The organism is Funiculus sociatus GB2-C1 (assembly GCF_039962115.1).
GTDB lineage: Bacteria > Cyanobacteriota > Cyanobacteriia > Cyanobacteriales > FACHB-T130 > Funiculus > Funiculus sociatus.
The window spans coordinates 55,283-74,211 of record NZ_JAMPKJ010000022.1 but is presented as its reverse complement, the minus strand read 5'-3'; the positions used below and the strand labels follow the sequence as shown (position 1 = coordinate 74,211).

General features: G+C 44.6%; 16 protein-coding genes and 2 pseudogenes. 7 read left to right on the top strand and 11 right to left on the bottom strand.

Features of this window, described 5'->3' with window-relative positions:
* Positions 1-39: 39 nt before the first annotated feature.
* Positions 40-1,440, bottom strand: coding sequence for a nicotinate phosphoribosyltransferase (locus NDI42_RS12745; protein ID WP_190456451.1), 1,401 nt, complete (start codon positions 1,438-1,440; stop codon positions 40-42).
* Positions 1,441-1,928: 488 nt separating this feature from the next.
* Between NDI42_RS12745 and NDI42_RS12740 the strand changes: the two genes are divergently transcribed.
* Positions 1,929-2,081, top strand: a complete 153-nt coding sequence (locus NDI42_RS12740) for a hypothetical protein (RefSeq protein ID WP_190418212.1) — start codon at positions 1,929-1,931, stop codon at positions 2,079-2,081.
* 95 nt (positions 2,082-2,176) lie between these two features.
* Here NDI42_RS12740 and NDI42_RS12735 read toward each other — a convergent pair whose 3' ends face one another.
* Entirely contained in the window at positions 2,177-2,665 is a 489-nt protein-coding gene (locus NDI42_RS12735) for a hypothetical protein (protein WP_348231404.1), read from the bottom strand.
* 864 nt (positions 2,666-3,529) lie between these two features.
* Positions 3,530-4,222 carry a diacylglycerol/polyprenol kinase family protein gene (locus NDI42_RS12730; protein ID WP_313931210.1) on the bottom strand — a complete coding sequence of 231 codons (693 nt, stop codon included), beginning with the start codon at positions 4,220-4,222 and terminating at the stop codon, positions 3,530-3,532.
* A gap of 70 nt (positions 4,223-4,292) precedes the next feature.
* Between NDI42_RS12730 and yidD the strand changes: the two genes are divergently transcribed.
* The 5 genes from yidD to NDI42_RS12705 all read left to right on the top strand — a co-directional run bounded on the left by yidD (position 4,293) and on the right by NDI42_RS12705 (position 9,155).
* Positions 4,293-4,526 (top strand): membrane protein insertion efficiency factor YidD, encoded by a 234-nt coding sequence (yidD, locus tag NDI42_RS12725; RefSeq protein WP_190418206.1) that lies wholly within the window; start codon positions 4,293-4,295, stop codon positions 4,524-4,526.
* Positions 4,527-5,362: 836 nt separating this feature from the next.
* Entirely contained in the window at positions 5,363-6,070 is a 708-nt protein-coding gene (locus NDI42_RS12720; RefSeq protein WP_190456447.1) for a M15 family metallopeptidase, read from the top strand.
* 96 nt (positions 6,071-6,166) lie between these two features.
* A complete protein-coding gene (locus NDI42_RS12715) occupies positions 6,167-6,547 on the top strand; it encodes a DUF3110 domain-containing protein (protein WP_190456445.1) in 381 nt (126 codons plus the stop codon).
* Positions 6,548-6,559: 12 nt separating this feature from the next.
* Positions 6,560-7,480, top strand: coding sequence for an N-acetylmuramic acid 6-phosphate etherase (murQ, locus tag NDI42_RS12710; protein ID WP_190456443.1), 921 nt, complete (start codon positions 6,560-6,562; stop codon positions 7,478-7,480).
* A 154-nt stretch (positions 7,481-7,634) separates the two neighbouring features.
* A complete protein-coding gene (locus NDI42_RS12705) occupies positions 7,635-9,155 on the top strand; it encodes a site-2 protease family protein (RefSeq protein WP_190456441.1) in 1,521 nt (506 codons plus the stop codon).
* A gap of 305 nt (positions 9,156-9,460) precedes the next feature.
* On the opposite strand, the pseudogene NDI42_RS12700 reads toward NDI42_RS12705, so the two are convergent.
* From NDI42_RS12700 to NDI42_RS12690, 3 genes and pseudogenes are all read right to left on the bottom strand, one after another.
* A pseudogene (locus NDI42_RS12700) lies at positions 9,461-9,736 on the bottom strand (GspE/PulE family protein); the annotation flags it as partial.
* A 62-nt stretch (positions 9,737-9,798) separates the two neighbouring features.
* A complete protein-coding gene (locus NDI42_RS12695; RefSeq protein ID WP_190456439.1) occupies positions 9,799-11,478 on the bottom strand; it encodes a GspE/PulE family protein in 1,680 nt (559 codons plus the stop codon).
* Between the two features lie 361 nt (positions 11,479-11,839).
* Entirely contained in the window at positions 11,840-12,235 is a 396-nt protein-coding gene (locus NDI42_RS12690) for a hypothetical protein (protein ID WP_190456437.1), read from the bottom strand.
* Positions 12,236-12,480: 245 nt separating this feature from the next.
* Between NDI42_RS12690 and NDI42_RS12685 the strand changes: the two are divergent.
* A pseudogene (locus NDI42_RS12685) lies at positions 12,481-13,020 on the top strand (Uma2 family endonuclease).
* Positions 13,021-13,157: 137 nt separating this feature from the next.
* Here the strand turns inward: NDI42_RS12685 and hpsP are convergent.
* The 5 genes from hpsP to NDI42_RS12660 all read right to left on the bottom strand — a co-directional run bounded on the left by hpsP (position 13,158) and on the right by NDI42_RS12660 (position 18,851).
* A complete protein-coding gene (gene hpsP, locus NDI42_RS12680) occupies positions 13,158-14,345 on the bottom strand; it encodes a hormogonium polysaccharide biosynthesis glycosyltransferase HpsP (protein WP_190456435.1) in 1,188 nt (395 codons plus the stop codon).
* Between the two features lie 36 nt (positions 14,346-14,381).
* Positions 14,382-15,557 carry a hormogonium polysaccharide biosynthesis glycosyltransferase HpsO gene (gene hpsO / locus NDI42_RS12675; RefSeq protein WP_190456433.1) on the bottom strand — a complete coding sequence of 392 codons (1,176 nt, stop codon included), beginning with the start codon at positions 15,555-15,557 and terminating at the stop codon, positions 14,382-14,384.
* A 123-nt stretch (positions 15,558-15,680) separates the two neighbouring features.
* Positions 15,681-16,715, bottom strand: coding sequence for a hormogonium polysaccharide biosynthesis glycosyltransferase HpsN (hpsN, locus tag NDI42_RS12670; protein ID WP_190456431.1), 1,035 nt, complete (start codon positions 16,713-16,715; stop codon positions 15,681-15,683).
* A 105-nt stretch (positions 16,716-16,820) separates the two neighbouring features.
* Entirely contained in the window at positions 16,821-18,515 is a 1,695-nt protein-coding gene (gene hpsL, locus NDI42_RS12665; protein ID WP_190456429.1) for a hormogonium polysaccharide biosynthesis protein HpsL, read from the bottom strand.
* Positions 18,516-18,548: 33 nt separating this feature from the next.
* The gene (locus NDI42_RS12660) at positions 18,549-18,851 is read right to left on the bottom strand and encodes a hypothetical protein (protein WP_190456427.1); all 303 of its coding nucleotides are present in this window, start codon (positions 18,849-18,851) and stop codon (positions 18,549-18,551) included.
* Positions 18,852-18,929: the final 78 nt, after the last annotated feature.

Sequence of the window (18,929 nt, the reverse complement as noted above, 5' to 3'; positions counted from 1 at the left end):
TTCGGGTTCATATAGCACTAACGCGGTTCATTCCTTCGATTAACCAAGACGAGTTTCTTCAGTCAACAACCTCAGCGCCTCAGAAATCTCCACAGATACAGAAATGGGAGAATCAAGCGATCGCGTCAGAGCTGGTAAACTAGCAACTGATGCAGCTGTACGCTCTCGAATTTCCGCTAAATCTGGTAACTGCACCTGTTCGCCCTGTTTAACCACCAGCTGCAACAAAGGTTCTTCTCCATTAGGGCTTTCCGTCAACAATCCCAATCTGTCTGCTTTAACCTGACTTCCCTGATGGCGGCGAAAAATCTGCTTTCGACCAGGATAAGTTATCTTACCGCTCGATTCTTTCATCACGGGAATGCCATCAATTTCCACCAGTTTATAAACCCCATTTAAAGCTGTTCCCGTAACCAGTCGAGTTCCCAGTCCATAACCGTCGATGCAAGCGCCAGCTGCTTTCAATCTGGCAATTTCGTATTCATCCAAATCGCCACTGGCAAAGATGGGAACATCGGGTAAAAGCGATCGCACTTGTTTAGATAAAGTTACCAAATCCCCCGAATCTATCCGCACCCCAGCCAATTGTGTTTCCCCTGCTGCTAACATTTGTGCCAAACCTTGGGCAGCGGCGACTGTATCGTATGTATCAATCAACAATGGCGCACCAGGAAAATAGCGGTGGAATGCCTTAAAAGCCTCTTGTTCGCTTCCAGATGTGGCTGCGATCGCCATCACCAAAGCATGAGCAATCGTTCCACTAGGCTTTTGACCCAATTTGATCGCTGCCAATACATTAGAAGTGGCATCTAACCCAGCTGCCAACGCCGCCCTCGCCGCCCACACAGAGGCTTGGGGACTAAACGCCCGTCGCGTCCCAAATTCTAGCAGCGTCGCTTGCGCCCCAGCCGCATCGCGCATCCGCGCCGCCCGCGTCGCCACCAAACTCTGATAGTTGATGGTGTTCAGCAGGTAGGTTTCTACTAACTGAGCTTGCCATAAGGGAGCTTCCACCCGTAGCAGTGGCTCGTTAGCAAAAACAGCCGTTCCCTCTGGAACTGCCCACACATCGCCTGTGAAGCGACCTTCCTCCAGCAGCGACCAAAATCGCGCTGGTGCTTGTGCAAAAATCCCTGTCGCCTGCAAAGCCTCCAGCTGACTTGATGTAAAGCGGAATTTCTCCAGGTAGTCTAGCGCCTGCGCCAGCCCCATCGCAATCAAATAGCCAAAGCCGTTTGGTAGGCGCCGCACAAACAACTCAAAGCTGGCGCGTCTTTGCTCCAGACCTTCGCCTGTGTAGCAAGCTGCCATCGTCAGCTGGTAGAGGTCGGTCAGGAGGCTATAATCTTCAGGCGCGATCGCCAGTTCCCGATCTTCTGCCCTTTCCTGCTCCTGAAGCGGGTTCGGATGCTTTGCAAGTCCGTCAAGGGAAATTTTCATAATCTTGCTACCTTGGCAAGAATAGTTTCTACGATTATAGTGCTATTCACCAAAATACTGCCAAGGTATTTTGATAATCTTTTAAAGAAGACAGATGTATCAGGTAGGTTACATGACCTCTAACGGCTATTTATATCCTTTGTATACTATTCTTAATAGTATTTTTATCTAAAACAGAGAAATAAAGAGCGATCGCATAAAACTATAACTGCGCCGCCCTGACGAAAGCCGGATGCTCTCCATAACAGGAGCAATTTCCATCAAAAGTCATAATTATTAAAGTAAATTGTTGAAAATATAAGTAAGTTTAAAAAAGTTGTAGAAGTTTTAATGATACGCACCGCTTTCATCAACGACAAGCAAAGTATTGCAAACCTAATCAAACAAGTATTGCAAATAAACGTCAATAATCCAAAACTACTCATAATGGTAAGTATAGAGAGCTAATTTACGTTTCAAGCCTACAAACAAACCGGGAGAGTAAGTATATGGGTATTACCCGAATGATGGATAGTATCACCCAGTATTTTTCCGAAGCGATCGCCCGCATCTTTGGCCCAAGTGACGATGCTTATCCTGTGACTGGAGTGCAGCCTTTTTCAGGCGACCCCTTAAAAGAAACTAGAAGGGCTGATTGGTAGCCAAGTGAATGTCTTTTTCTGTCGTTGTGTGGTCAATAATCAATAATTTGGTGGGGAAAAGCGTTTCTTCTCCACCAAATTTTATTGAAATATTTCTAAACAATCATTCGGCGTAGCTGATGTTGCTGTTGATTGAATTGCTTTTGTTCTAGGGTCAACGCATCGTAACTAATAGGCGATCGCATATCCCACTGAAATTCAGCTAAGATTAACAAGCTAATCACCATCACGCCTCCAGCGATCAGAAACTCCCAACCACAAAAGTAGGGAAGGAGAAATATACATAGCAGGTGGACAATTCCAGCCAGAAGGATAGCACGCGATCGCACCCCTAAACCAGTCAAGAAATAGCCAAAAGCGCTCAACCCCAGCCACAACGGACACAGGCGCATCAAAACATTTCCCCAGCCCAAGAAAATACCCAAGTCAGTCAGGACAAGCCCCACTAACATTAAAATTACCCAGCAATACAGCACCCAGCTAACCTGCTCCACCTTAACCCAAAAGCGCGTCCATACTACCATTACAGCAGTACCAATCAGAGTCAGCGCTGACCACAAAGCAGCTTGAATATTCCAACTCAAGGGGAAAAAGTGGGCGGTGAAAAAAATCGCGGCCGATATCAAACCCCAGAAAATGCAAGCTTGATCGATCCGAGTATAAAACGTGGAATAAAGCGTAGTGTTTCCGATCTGCAAATGAATACGCCAAAGGCCTTGGAGATCCTGAAAATCCAGATTTTTTTGTTTGCGGCGCAGAGGGGGTACTGTGGAATTAAAAAAAGTCATTTGATGTGCTGCTAATAATAGATAGATAAGCTGCTGTCTATCTAATTTGCACATAGGAAGATTTAAGCAATTGGTAATGGGGAAGAATCTAGCCCATGACTATTCGCTAATTATTGCTCTCGCAAGCAATTTAATATGCAAGTTAAATTTATGACAGCTTTGTATTGTGTTAATGCTTAATTTTGTACTAATAAGCCTTTATCGGGAATCTGCCAGTGGAAAGGATATTGTCTATTTTTAATCTATCAATGGTAGTAAATACTTTAGAGTAAACGGTAATTAAATATACAAATTGCTTATTAATGGCATTAAAAAATAAGTTTATATACATAAGCTTTGAATAATTAAACAGGCAAAAGAAATAAATTTGAGGTTTACTTAAGAAGGTTTTTAGGGAATAGTATGTAGCTTGCTTTGGCGTAGCAGTACGCAAGTGTCACCCAACCAATGCTTATGGGTAGTCGGTTCTGCATCCTCTTTCCCAACAAATCCCAGGTTTTGGATTTTAAGTTTTTAAGTAAACCTAAACCGTATTGAGAAAAACTCGACCATTAAAAAACCCGGTTTCTCCCAGAAACCGAGTTTTTTCAAGAAATGTTGAAAGGTTTAAATAGTGATTTGGCGGAGGCGATGTTGCAACTATAAGCTAAGACAATATTTTCAGGTTAGCAGCAACCCAGTCAAGAAAAATGCGATCGCTGCACTGCCCACAGGAACTGTCAAATTATCAATACCGTACCAGGAAAATGCTTCTAAGGCAGTAGCAGCTAAGGCAACTGCCAACGGCACCGCCCAACTTTGCCAGATATTGCCATGAACGCCGAGTAAAATCAAGCTACTGACCGCATAGCTTACCAAAAACATTGTAAAAGAGCCTTCCCAACTTTTTTTGCTCCCCCCAAATTGATAGGGATGCTTACCAAATTTCTGCCCAATCAGTGCTGCCAGCCCATCCCCCCAAGTCATTACTAAAATTCCCAGCGCCGCATATTCGGGTTGGTTTATAGACCAGAACCAAGCAACTAAAATCCCAATACTAAGGGCGTAGCAAAATGTTCCCCAACTCTTGCGCCCAACGCTGTTAATCCCTGGAAGAATCGGGAATTTGTATGATAAAAGGGCAACGCTACTCGCTAGAATCGAAGCCGTAATACCTACCCAAGCGGGAATATTCAGCCACCAGGCAAGCAAAATCACATTGCCAGTACCAATGTGTACCACCTTCCGCACCCGTTCCGGATCTGTGGAGGTGTACCGATGTAGCCCCTCTGCTAGTAGTACAATAACGCCAAGACAGACTCCAATTAAGATAATTTGGAGCCATAGCTGCGGGAATGATTCTAACGAAGACACAGGGTTAAACAAAGACTTTATTCAAAGGGGAAAAAGCTCTATTACCAATCTATTAGATTAAGGTGCCAGAATGAAAATATTACTGATTTGGCTAATTAAAGGATACCGGGTTTTGATTTCTCCGCTGTTTCCTCCAGTTTGTAGGTTTCAGCCGACTTGTTCTAAGTACGCAATAGAGGCGGTAGAGAGATTTGGAGTATGGCGCGGCGGTTGGCTTGCGATTCGCCGCATCTTGCGCTGTCATCCGTTCTACCCCGGCGGTTACGATCCGGTGCCACCTGCGCCCGAAACAACTAAAGATTAAATTATGTCATTGAGATTATGCGTGATGGTGAGCGATCGCGATCGCTCACCCGAATTACTCTATCTAGTAAACTCTCGATCCTGTCCTCAATATCATCATTTATTATTGTTCCTGTAATCTAACTATTGGTATACTTTTTTACGCATTTTGATAGATTTTATATTCAAATCGCAGTCCATTAAAGTATCGAAAAATTAACTATATGGCTAATCAAAATTATCCTGTTATCTATAAATACCAACACTTAAAAATGTAAAAAAACGTAGGTTAAACTTGATGATAACAAACCAAGTTCTCAGAAAAGTTTATTTGGTTTCACTATCGTTTGACCCTATATAAAAATTTTTGAAAAGAAAACTAAAATCTGGAATTGCACCTTCTTAATTGGTAGATACATTTAAGCAAAACCCAGAATTACTTAAAAATATTAGCCATGTCTAACAATAATAAATTTTTGACTTTCTGCATTAGCATACTTGCAGTTTCTTCTGTAATGTCGGCTACTCTAGTGCAAGCAGCACTAACAAACCAATCAAAAGTAGTTATTAGAGGGATCGGAGCAGTCCGAATTGGCATGACTGTTTCCCAAGCTTCACAAAGTTTAAACCAACTTACAAATATTCTTAAGTGAACTATATTAATTTATTAATAGCATCCAATACAAATAAAATAAAAAGTATAGCAGTCCTAAATAATTCCAGAAGTCGAGATACTGGACTTCTTGGAGAAGTCCGGTATCTGAAGGGCTATCGGTTCACAACTAAAATAGGATGGCTATATTAAGTGTATTTATTACAGACCAGAATAGAAATGATGTCAGCCAGAGGAAACGGAGCATGAAAGCTTATCAGGAGATTGCAATTGTAGAGTGTGGGGAAGCGATCGCTGCAATTCCTTTGGAGCAATTTGCGGTAGAATCTCCTCATCCTTATCAAAAGTTGGGTGCTAGTTATGGAGCGCTTTCGCCATATTATCTCCGCCAAAGCGTTCTAGATAGCTTAAAGGTAGCCCAAACTCTCCTGCAACAAGTACATCAGGGTTGGCAAATCAAAATTTTTGACGCTTATCGCCCGGTGGAAGTCCAGCAATTTATGGTAGATTACACCTTTGCTGAAGTTGTTCAGGCGCGGAAGTTAAATTTAACTGAGTTAACGGAAGCACAGCGTCAAGAGATTTGGGAACAAGTTTATCAATTTTGGGCATTCCCCAACTTGAACCCAGCAACACCACCGCCTCATAGCACTGGTGCTGCGGTTGATGTGACGTTAGTAGACAGCACTGGGCAGACTGTTAACATGGGAACCCAGATTGATGAAATATCTCCCGCGTCGTATCCAGATTATTATGCCGATAGCACTGATGCCGCCCAACAGCAGTATCATATTTATCGGCAGTTGTTGAACTCTGTGATGTGTCAAGCTGGATTTCGCCGTCATCCTAATGAGTGGTGGCACTTCTCGCTAGGCGATCAGATGTGGGCTTGGGCTTACAATCAAGAAAATCCAGCCCAACCGATGACAGCACGATATGGAAGATTAGTGTAGAGATGGTGTATATGTCTTTACAGAAGTTAGGAAATTGAATAAGTTGCCAGATATCCTAAATTAAAGAAAGATAGATAAAAGAATTATGGCGGTACTATGCGCGGATACGTATTAATATTTAATACCGGGACAGAAAACGAGGGGATGCACTCGCTGCGAATTGGCGATCGCAACTTGCTCTTACTGTTTGAAGCAGAAGATGATGCTATTCGCTATGCTCTGCTACTAGAAGCTCAAGATTTTGCCACTCCCAGTGTGGAGCCAATGGAATCAGAGGAAATTGAGGAAATTTGTCAAGACTTAGATTACGACTGGAAGTTGATTCCGGAAGGATTTGTTCCCGAAGACGATGTAGAACGTCTTTTTTTAGCTCCACCGGAAAATAACCTTTCCAAAACCGATTGGGAACCAGATGCTCCTGAACCGGAGCTTTCGGATTTAGACAAAATTCGTCGTCAATTAGAAGGACTGTTGTAATAAGGATTGAGGATGAAAAATCTGGAGGAGCGGGGGCATCTTTTAACAGAGCAAATTAACCCCAATAGTCAGAACTTAGATCAGCTGAGTTCTTTGGAATTGGTAGATTTGTTCAATCGCGAGGATGCTCAAACACTGGTGGCGATCGCATCCGCCAGAACTGAACTAGCCCAAGCAATAGACACTACAGCTAGTGCCTTAAGTCAAGGGGGACGGCTTTTTTATATCGGTGCTGGGACGAGTGGACGTTTAGGCGTGTTGGATGCAGCAGAGTGTCCGCCCACCTTTTGTACGCCGCCAGATTTGGTACAAGGGATTATTGCTGGTGGTGCGGGGGCTTTAATTCGTAGCTCTGAAGATTTGGAAGACAAAGATGAAGATGGAGCGAATGCGATCGCGCAACGCCATATCACCAATCTCGATGTCGTCGTGGGAATTAGCGCGGGGGGAACGACTCCTTTTGTCCACGGTGCGATTCAAGCAGCACGCGGGCGGGGAGCGACTACAATTTTGATCGCCTGTGTCCCCGCTGAACAAGTCAGCATTGAGGCAGATTTAGATATTCGCCTGATAGTGGGGCCAGAAGTGCTAGCAGGTTCGACACGCCTCAAAGCTGGAACCGTGACGAAAATGGCTTTAAACATCATCTCCACAGGCGTGATGGTGCAGTTGGGTAAAGTTTACGGCAATCGCATGGTAGATGTCGCCGTCACCAATAAAAAACTGCGCGATCGCGCCTTAAGAATGTTGCAAGACCTCACGGATTTAAATCGGGAAGATGCTAGTTATTTGTTAGAGCAAAGTGGGCGATCTGTCAAGTTAGCGCTACTGATGCACTGGACAGGGTTAGAAAGGGAACAAAGCGCGAGCTTGCTTGCGGAACATCACGGGAATCTCAGAACCGCTGTTTCGAGTTACCAAAAGCCAGAGTAGAAGTTGGCTGGTTGCTACACGATTAGTAAAACTGACGTGAATCTTGGCATAAGCAAAACTTCTAGGATCTCACAGCGATCGCATTACCTGCAACGGTATCGCACTCAGTTAGAGTAGACTTATTAGCTCTACTAGCTGCACGGTTTTATAAAAAATGTTTACTGGATCGGAGACTGCTACAACAAGTTTAATTGCGCTGGTGGCTTTCGGCATCCTGGGTTGGGGCTTCTATCGAGCCAAGCCCTTCGGCAAATTAGGAATATATGCCTGGTTGCAGTCAGTCGTGTTGATGGCTCCCTGGCTGTTGTTCTTTGGGTTGTTCGCCGCCGGGATTTATATCAACCTAGTCGGCATCTTATTTATGTTGGTAGCCTCAGCTGGGTTGTATATCTTCATCGGCAAGAAACTGCGTGCCGCTGGTCAGGATGCTATCCTGCGGGAGCAAGTCGTGAAGATGATCCAGGAATCGAACCCTACAGAAAATAAGTCTGAGGAAGACATCGAAACGCCGCAGACACCTACAGATGGACTAAATCGCGTCACTTCTGAGGTAGTTCCCATCCCAGACGACGACTTGAAAAGCATTCAAGGAATTTTTGGGATTGATACATTCTTTGCTACTGAAACCATTTCCTATCAAGAGGGTGCGATTTTTCGGGGGAATCTGCGGGGTGAACCTGACGCAGTACATTCCCGGTTGACTGCCAATTTGGAAGAGAGATTAGGCGATCGCTATCGGCTATTTTTAGTAGAAAATCCAGAAGAGAAGCCAGTTGTCATTGTTCTCCCCAGCAGCAATGATCCCCAAAAGGCAACCTTAACTCAGAAGCTTCTTGCAGGTGTTCTGTTCATAGCCACAATTGCCAGCAGTTTAGAAACAGCAGGGCTTTTCCTTGGTTTCGATTTCTTCAACAACCTGAGCCGATATAAAGAAGTTCTACCCATCAGCGCGGGTATTTGGACAGTTTTAATCGCTCACGAAATCGGTCACTGGTTACTAGCACGTCGTCACAAAATCCGTCTGAGTCTGCCTTTTTTCATCCCATCCGGCCAAATTGGCGCTTTTGGAGCCATTACCCGCTTTGAATCGCTGTTGCCTAATCGTCAGGTGCTATTTGATATCTCCTTGGCTGGCCCTGCTACTGGTGGTATTATTTCCCTGTTAATGCTAATCACAGGTTTAATCCTTTCCCACGAAGGCAGCCTGTTTCAAGTGCCATCTCAGTTTTTCCAAGGTTCTATTTTGGTCGGAACGCTGGCGCGAGTCGTCCTTGGTTCCGCTCTCCAGCAAACCCTGGTTGATGTCCACCCGCTGACGATTATCGGTTGGTTGGGTTTAGTGGTAAGTGCATTTAACTTGATGCCAGCTGGACAACTCGACGGGGGGCGAATTGTTCAGGCAATCTACGGACGGCAAATTGCCCGCCGGGCTACGGTAGCAACTTTAATTTTGCTGGGGATTATCTCAATAGTGAATCCGGCGAATCCTTTGCTGCTGTACTGGGGAATTGTGATTCTGTTCTTGCAGCGAAGTTTAGAACGCCCTAGCATGAATGAGCTTTCTGAACCCGATGATGCACGAGCCGCTTTGGGGTTATTGGCTCTGTTCTTGATGGTGGCGACTCTCCTACCCCTAACTCCAGGCATGGCGGGAAGTTTGGGAATTGGCGGTTAATGGCTAATTGCTAATTGGTGAATTCCCATTAGTTGTTAGCCAGTTTTCTGAAGGATAAGGCAATTCAAGGATTGGGTGCGATACATCTGTAGGGACATGGCAATGCCATGTCCCTACCAAAGTGGCTAAAACAGAACAACCGCGATATTATATTCCACCCAACTGATACCAATTTAAATGGGGTACAGGGCAGATAGTCTAACGTGAGTTCGGGTTAAATAGTACCTTTGGGGAAACATCAGGCTTTGAAGTCTGCAAAGAAAAACTTTGCTTATCTAGCTTTCCCGCAACAGGAGCGCGATCGCTTATCCCACACCCAAGGGCGTAAACTGTTCCGTGCGTACAGCCAGAGACTTACGGCGAGAGAAGGCGCTGCGGGGTAATACTCGCAACACTTCCTCAACCGTTGTGATCCCATTTGTTACCTTTTGTACAGCTGCCATACCGAAAGAGAAAAAGTTGATTTCCCGCAAATAGCGATGCAGCTGTGTCATCGTACCGTCATAGATAATTTCCCGCACTGTATCATCCACATCCAGCAACTCAACAATTGCCTCTCGTCCCAGATAACCAGAGTTGAAGCTTTGAAGCCTGCAAAGAAAAACTTTGCTTATCTAGCCTTCCCGCAACAGGAGCGCGATCGCTATCCCACACCCAAGGGCGTAAACTGTTCCGTGCGTACAGCCAGAGACTTACGGCGAGAGAAGGCGCTGCGGGGTAATACTCGCAACACTTCCTCAACCGTTGTGATCCCATTTGTTACCTTTTGTACAGCTGCCATACCGAAAGAGAAAAAGTTGATTTCCCGCAAATAGCGATGCAGCTGCGTCATCGTACCGTCATAGATAATTTCGCGCACGGTATCATCCACATCCAGCAACTCAACAATTGCTTCTCGTCCCAGATAACCAGAATTGAAGCACTGAGCGCAGCCCTTACCCTTCCGCCAAGTGGTGGAATTTGCCTGTTCTGGCTCCAAACTCAAAACCTTCAAATCCGACGCAGTTGGCTTGTAAGGTGCCGCACAGTGGGGGCAAACGCGACGTACCAAACGCTGCGCTACAATTCCCAAGAGAGCATCGCTGATTAAGCCGGGATCTGGGCCAATATCTTTGATTCTGGGAATAGCACCAGGAGCATCATTAGTGTGCAGGGTGGTAAAAACTAAGTGACCGGTGAGCGCTGCTCTAACGGCTGTCTCTGCGGTTTCATGGTCGCGGACTTCTCCCACCATGATGATATCCGGATCTTGGCGCAAAATTGCCCGTAAACCAGCAGCAAAAGTCATCCCCGCGGCTTCATTCACCTGGGTTTGGGTGATGCGGGGCAAAATGTACTCCACCGGGTCTTCTACCGTCACTACATTGACGTGTTCCTTGGCGACGGATTGCAGACTGGTGTACAGCGTACTGGTTTTACCACTCCCTGTGGGGCCTGTGAGGATGATCATTCCCTGCGGCTGTTCCAACCAGTTTTTGTAAGTTTCGAGAGTTGTGGGAGTGAAGCCTAAGTTTTGGATTTTAGAAAAGGGATTTTTGCGCGGGAGTAAGCGAATTACGGCTTTTTCCCCACCAACACAGGGGAGGGTACTGACCCGCATATCCATTCCCAGTTCTAATTCTTCCCCAGAAGCGTATTTTTCTCCAATTCGTCCATCCTGGGGACGGCGGCTTTCAGCGATGTCTATTTCAGACATGACTTTCAGGGCGACGATTACCTTGCGGCTAACATTGAGCGGCAGGGTGGTAATATCTCGCAGTACGCCATCAATGCGATAACGGACTCTTAAGCCTTCTGGCGCGGGTTCCATGTGGATGTCGCTGGCGCGGTTCCGCAATGCGCCGGAAATTAGGGTTTTAATCCGCCCAATTTGGTCAACTGCTTTGGAAAGGTATAGTTCTGTGGTTTCGCTGATGTTTTCTTGTTCCTGTTCTCCGGTGAGGGGATTTACCAGAGGAGCCGAGGAAATGGAGTTGGGGTTAAGATTTTGAGTGTGATACCAGGTGCGATAACTTTTGTCGGCAATTGGGATAACTTTAATGTCGGTGAAGGTGCGATCGCTTATTTCTTTGATAGCTTCCAACGACACAGTTTTCGGGCTTCCCAGGTAGTAGCAGTTTCGCCAGAGTAGCAGCGGAACCACTGGGGGCAAAACTTTTCTATCCTGAAATTCCCTAAAAAACCGATAACTCACTTCTCGGTCAAGTAGAGCTAGGTTAACACTTCCTTGCTCGTCGATCAGGAGTTTTAGGGCTTGTTCGCAGTCAATTTCGCGATTTTTCAGCCGTTGCCAAGCGGAGGGAGTAGCAGAGGATGTTTGCATTGTTGTTTCCAACTAAAACCAACAGCTGTAGAGGGGACTACCTTGTTTTAGCTTATGCGATCGCTCTTTGACACGAGAACGCGATCGCGTTTTATGCAGGGGATGCGATCACATCCCCTCGTAGTGGGTAGGTTTGACCAAATATTCCTTGGGCTATGGTTGAGTTGATTAATTACTTGAGGTGTCGAGTTATGGATAGAGAAGAATTGCTCAGAAAGTACGCTGGGGGAGAAAAAGATTTCACTGGCGGAACGAAGCCCAACGACGTGCTGGCTTTAGTCTTAACACACTCAAAGACTTATTCAGAATGAAATAACCCTGTTCTTAACAGTAGTTAAACGATAAGCATTGTGGTTTAAATCTAGGAGTTTTCTTTCTCCCAAGGAAGACAACTAAAGTCCCCAATCTCGTCTGGATAATTTGCTTTCGTCACTTGATGCAGATACCGCACAGCGTAAACCTCATCAATGAAGCCAGAAATTTCCATATCACCCACACTTAAAGCATTATATGGGCTATGTGCAGACCAAGTACCGTCTAAGCATTCCTGTATGTAGCCAAGAAGTATATTTTCAAAGAAAACGGTTTTTACGGCATACTCTTTAATTATTAAACCTTTCTTACGCATGGATGTAATTTCTGGTTCTTTCCAATTATTTCCTTGCTGATCATACCCGCAGAACATACTTACAGTAAAAGTATAGTTTTTCAAAGACTGTAGAGTAAAGGTATAGTGTTCGAGAGAGTCAATGGACATAAACTAACAAAGATATGTAAGATCGTGTAGGTTGGTTTGAGTCCACGAAACCCAACTTTATGAGGATTTTATTGGGTTTCGCTGATAAAACAGTTAAAAATAATTCTAGGTTAGGTTAACTCTATCCCGCAACCGAACAAATGCTTGTTGATGTTGGGTTTCGTTCCTCAACCCAACCTACTACTTTCTTAGAGCAGTAGTAAGCGGTAATTAATAGTAAGTATTCGTAACGCAAGTAGGCAGCAATGGGATTTTATATAACTAATTCCAAAATTATTTCTTTAGAAGACTGGATGCAAAATCCCCCTCATGGTACAGAATGGGTGGATGGGAAATTAGTAGAAAAAAACGGAATTACATTAACTCATGGTCGAATTCAAGCTGGACTCTCTGCTTACTGGGAAAATTACAGGCATTCTAGCACTCAAGAGGGAAGTGTCTATATTTCACCTCCCTGTCGTACTAATAAGCAGGGACGTTCTCCTGATGTTGCTTATCTGACACCAGAACTACTTAATCAATTTGGCGAACCTGCTGTATTTCCCCAGAGTTTCCCGCTAATTGCTAAAATTGTTTCGCCTACAGATATTGCTGAAGATGTAATTCCTAAATCTCAAGAATATTTACAGTCTGGTGCTGAGGAAGTTTGGCTGGTGTTTCCTGAGAATCGTTGGATTATTGTAGTTACTAAAAATCAGTGACTTGTGTTTATTTCTGGTGAGGTGGTTAGCACTCAAGTTGTTTTGCAAGGGTTCAGCGTGGCGGTAGATGAACTGCTGGGTTGAGATGCGATCGCCTTTGATGAAATTGAACAAATATCTAATGTGATGTTGATTTTTGTGCTTCCATCTCATCGTCGCTGAGATGCGATCGAGCTTAGTGAAATTGAACAAATATCGGATGTGATGTTGGGTTTCGTACCTCAACCCAACCTACTTTTGCTTGTAAGAATTTGTTGGTAAGCTTTAATGGTTGCTTGAGCGATCGCTTTCCAACTGTAATTTTTCAAAGCGTACTCTTGAGCATTGGTTCCCCGTCGCTGTCGTTCAGAAGCGTCAGCAAGCGAATCGCGCAATTGTTTAGTTAAACTCTCTACATCGCAGGCGCAAACCCAGCCAGCTTCTGCTTGTTGAATCTCCTCCCAGATATAAACTTGGTCAGAAATTACCACCGGGGTTCCGTTACACATCGCCTCGGCTACAGCAATGCCAAAGTTTTCGTAGTAAGAAGGGAGGACGAATAAATCGGCATCTTGTAGTAAGCCAGTTTTCGACTCACCAGTTACAAATCCGGTTATAGTAGTGCGATCGCGTAAAGGTGACGCTTGCAATTGTTCTCGAATTTTGTTCTCATAAGCTGGATCTTGCGGATTTCCACCCGCCAGCACAAAGTGAAAATCAGCACCATCTTCTAAAAGTTTTTCCAGGGCTGGAATCAGTAAATTTAGCCCTTTTTTCGGGTCAATCCGAGACATGAACAGCAGCAAAGGCTGAGTCTCCGGAATGCCTAATTCCTTTCTAGCTTGCCCTTTCGGGAGCATCGCTGGCTGCTTTACGCCCAAGGGAATCACCACATCTGGAGTTGAAGTTCCGAAGCGTTCGGAAATCTTAGCTTCTTGGGGGCTGGTGAAGTGAATGCCCGCCGCGCCTGCTAAGTTGGGACGTTCCAGCAACGCCGCATAAATCTGCTTGATTCTCTTCTTCTTGCGTAAGTCTGCGGGGTCTAGCGTCCCCAAAGGACGCATTAAATACGGTAAATGACGCGATCGCGCCACAGTCGCCGCTGCCGTGCTTACAGGCGAAAATAAAGCATGAATATGAGCTAAGTCAAATTCAGTCGCGTGTCCCGCTAACCAGCGCAACAAATCCAGGGAAAATTTATAGCGTCGAAACGGGGAACAGGGGAAATAACGCACCTGATAGCCGTTTTGTTCCACCGGGCGGTCGAGAGGCACATCCAAGGGCGGCTGACCGACATCTCCGTTGCTATTTGTTGTTAGTACCGTCACCTCTACACCTTCTTGCGCCAGCGCCTCCGATAGTCCTAGAACCATCTGACTAGGGCCACCATAGACAAGGGAAATCGAAGGAATAATTTGTAAAATACGCATTTGATAATTGTTAATTGTTTAAAAGCGTATTAGCTATTAGCTATTAGCTATTAGCTCTTTGTAAAAGTCTAATTGCTGCTTGGCTAAAGCTTTATTTGTATATTGGTTCATTACTCGTTCATAACCTAACTGCCCCAGCTTATCAGCTAAATCTGGTTGCTCTATTAGCTGTCGCAGACAATTTTGTAGTGCTGCCACATTCTTTTCTGGAAACACCAACCCAGCCTCTTTAATGACGTGAGGAATTTCGCCGGAGTCAGAACCAATAACTGGCACCCGGCAAGCCATCGCCTCAATCAGCACGTGACCGAACTGCTCTTTCCAACCAGCGGCAGTCAAAGTTTTAAACTGATAAGTTGTTTCTGAAGGTAGCACCAGCGTACTCATCAAATTTATATAGCGGGCTACCTCATCGTGAGACACGCTTTCTATTAAAATTAACCTATCTTTGATACCCAGTTCGGTAGCGCGTTCCATCAGCACTGACTGCAATGGGCCTCGACCGAGAAGCAAACATTTCCAAGAATGTTCTTGCAATCCACTTAACGCCTGCAAAAGCGTTATTAAGCCTTTCTCCTCCACAAATCGACCTACAAATCCAACTACAAATTCATCTGGTGAAATTCCATGTTTAGCAGCTAAATCTGGCTGTGTCTGGGGTTTAAATAAGGTTTCGTCTACACCCAACTGAGGCATAACTTTAACTGGGCCTTTGTAGCCGCGTTGCCGTAAAATGTCTACTCCGTCTTGATTCCCAGCAATAATTCCGTGAGTGTTCCGCAGATTATAAGCTTCCAGCAAAGAGATAGGAAATTTCAGTTTGTAGGGGAGATTCCACCAGGTAAAAAAGAGATTTTTTGCTTTCAATCCCAACAGGCGATTGAGGGCAATCATCTCCGCATAACCGAGAGCTTTTGCACCCTGCTCTACCTGAATAATCTGAGGGCGAAACTGCTTTAATAGCCCAATTAAATCAGCGCCAAATGTAAGAATTCCCTGATTATTCTGGCTGAAATTAGAAACTGGTACAATGCGAAAATTGCCTTCTTCACGCAGCTGAGTTTCAATAATCTTAATTTGGACACCCCCAGGCTTCCAACGCTTCGGCACAACGACAGTAACCTCAATGTTTGGTTCTAAATGAGCGATCGCGCGTAGTTTCTCACAATTGAGGTCAACGATATAAGTGTGACTAGCAACCAAAATCCTCATCGCGCAACTCCAAGTATAGTTTCTTGCTTTTTAACGCAAAGGGGCGCAGAGTTAGGCTTTCCTTTGCGAATCTTGGCGTTAACCTGAGCCTGCTTTGCGTTTAAATTCCGAATAATTAGCATTTCATCTGACGACGGAAGACGGACTATTGACGGCTGATGATTCTGCTTCTTGGTCTTGCTGAGTGTAAATTTGACCGTCTTGCCAGCTGGATTGGATAACTGTACTAAGTGCATTGAAAAAGCCTAAAGTGTAGGAAGCAAAGCGAGTCAAGACTTTTAAAGGGGAGCCGCTTTTGTTGCAAGGAGGATGCCCTAGTACATGACAGTCAAACAGCTTGGCAAAGAATCTCAGGCATTGACTTGGAGTAAGGTTTTTAAGCCCTAGTAGGAAGTGGTTGTGATAGAAGGTTAACTGATATTTTAGCGATCGCGTACTAATATCGTGGCATCCACCAGTTTCTTCGCCCAGGTGTACCAAATAAGCCTCTGGGTCATACCATATCTTGTAACCCGTCTGCCGTATCCGCAGACAAAAATCTGATTCTTCTCGCACCGCACTGCCACGAAATCGCTCATCAAACCGCAGTCCATACTTAGTAAAAATTTCTCGGCGGAAGGACATATTACAGCCTCTAGCTGTTAGCACTTGCTGCGGCTTTACCGTATGCACCAAATCAATATGATACCAGGCAATTCCAGGGTCCATCGCTTCTGGGGGTAAATATTCAATTTCGTAAAGGTTATCCCCCGATTTTTCCTTTTTTGAATCTGCCAGTTTCATCCGGTCGAATACCCTTCCAGCTACTGCCCCAATCTCTGGGTTTTCCAAATAGTTACGAGCGTGGGCTGTTAAATATTCAATTGGCATCTGTACGTCATCATCAATAAACAGAATAATTTCTCCAGATGAGCGCCGTGCAGCATAATTTCTCGCTCCAGGTAAACTAGCCCAATCAACTCGATACCAGCGAATTTTTCCCGACTCTGCTAGCTCTTCTAGATAAGCTTGAATTTCCGGCTTATGCGTAGCGGTTTGGTCAACTACCAGCACTTCAAAAGCTGGGTAATCTTGCTTTAAAACATCCTTTAGCGTATCTTGCAAAGGCTCCTCACGTCCGTAGGTGGGAATAATCACCGAAATCAAAGGCCAGTTCATATTTTACGGCTCCTTGCAAAAGTTATGAGTTGTAGAGGCGGGGTTGATGATAGTGCTGGCATCTCACAGATAATATACATAAACCTGCTCGCTGCGAGTTTTGAATTATGAGGGTTGAATCTTAACTTCTGGTTCATGACTCATAACTCTTGATTTATTGAGGTTTCTTTTCTTTTTAGGTTCAGGCTCATTTTCCAGAGCAGCTTTTAGCTTCTCCTGTTCTTGCTGCTCTATTTCTGGCAATTTTAAAATAACTCCAGCCAAAAACCAGTAATAAATGGCTACCGGGTCTGTATCAAGTGGATACCAATAGGTGTTGTAGCTGATAATTAAAATGAAAACCCAGAAACTGGCTCCAAAACTTCGTAAATTCTGCTCTTTAACAGAACGGTAAATTTTGAAGGTAATCACCGTGAGTGTGGTAACAAGCGCTAAAAAACCGATTGTTCCCACAGGCCCAATTTCATAGAGCAATTTTGGATAGTATGTCTCTATCAGCTTAACTTTGCCAAAGGAACGGGTAGAGTTTGTAGCTCGACCCAAGCCATTACCAAAAATTCCTTCTTGACCTTTAGATGTAAATTCAGCTTGAGAGGCAATAAATTCTGTGGGTGGCGAAGCATTCCAACGTGCAACAGCGCTATCTAACCGCTCTTGTACTATGCCAGGAAACATGGCCATGCCGATTGCTATAACTACAGCTAATCCTACTGCAATTGGTATAAATCTTTTCAGGTTAGCTATTTGACCTGTGAGTATTAGCAGGATTATTATGACAATGGGAACTAAGATCAAGGCTATTCTTTGTCCGCATATCACGGCATTGACAAACACGATTGCCATACCAGCTAAACCTCCCAGCCGCCAGAAAATGTTAGGGTCGCTGAAGGCAGTGGCATAAGTTAAACAGGCATTAGATATTAGGAACCATGCCCAGTGCCAGGGAGAAACGAACGTACCAGGCAAGCGGATTACTCCCTGCGACGTACTATACAGTAGAGAGCCACCGACTAAACACTTTGCCTCTAGACTGGCTTTAAATAAATCTGCTCCTTCGACAGCAAAAGCTTCTGTACTCTTACAGATGCCAGTGAGTAGCATATTGTACTGCGCCAATCCCAGCACACAACAGATAATAGCGAGAACTACGTGTAATCGAGTTAGGAAAAGTAACTCTCGCTTGCTACGAATTAGATAGTAAGCGCAAGCGATCAGGGGAAGGTATCCCAGCAGAACTTTCAAACCTAAAAGCCCCATTGCAATCGGCTGTTCGCCTGGTCTTTTGCTTATAAACTGCTGAGAACCATTTACTAACAGCAAGGTGACTATACAGAACCCCAACAAAATGTTTAAGGGTGTCTTCAGCCCTTTAGGAAGCAAGAAGGGCAAGCGTTTCTTTTTACATTCTTGATACAGGGCGATCGCTGCTGGAATATAAAAAGCATCTTTAGCTACCTGAAGTAGGGCATTTCCGCCAGCCAACATATATACTACCGTTCCTCCGAATGGCATATATATCAGGAATAACCAAAGAGCTTTACGGGGATATTTGTAGGAAAGAGCTATAGAAACTATTGCTCCAACTGCTCCCCCGGCTATTTTCGGGCCGCCAAATGGAAATAGGAATAAACCCAGAAAAAGAGAGCCAAATAAGGTGGCGCTGGTAAACCCTATGAATTCTTCGCGCTCCTGAGTAGCCTTACGCTTTAGTGCTGATTGTTCCTTCTTACTAAGAGCTGGAGCTTCAGGAGTTGGCTGCTTTTTAGATTTACTTTTCGATTTTGATTTTGTACGTGGCATGGTGGAGTAAAAATTATAAAATACTCCGTCTGATTACTTGGTTACTTCTATACAGATAGCATCCCCATGTCTATCTTTACTTTCGACAGTTCCAATGGGATTTGACCAATTGCCATACTCGCAGCGTCGTATATTTTTAAAACCATGCTTTATCGAAGCCTCTGTAAGTGATGGTTCATCCCACATCCATTGATGTCTTGAATTAGAGAATAATTCTTTAAGCCGCTCTTTAATAGTAATTCTACTTCCTGTGTTTCCCAATCCTTCAGCTACATCTATCCAAGACCCAATATTTAAACGAATGCCATTTTTATTCATCTCCATCGCCTGATTCATCGTTGTTTTTTCTCAATTAAAGTTGATGTTAGCCTAAAAGAGCAGATATGGGCTGGGCAAGATGCCCATTCCAAGATA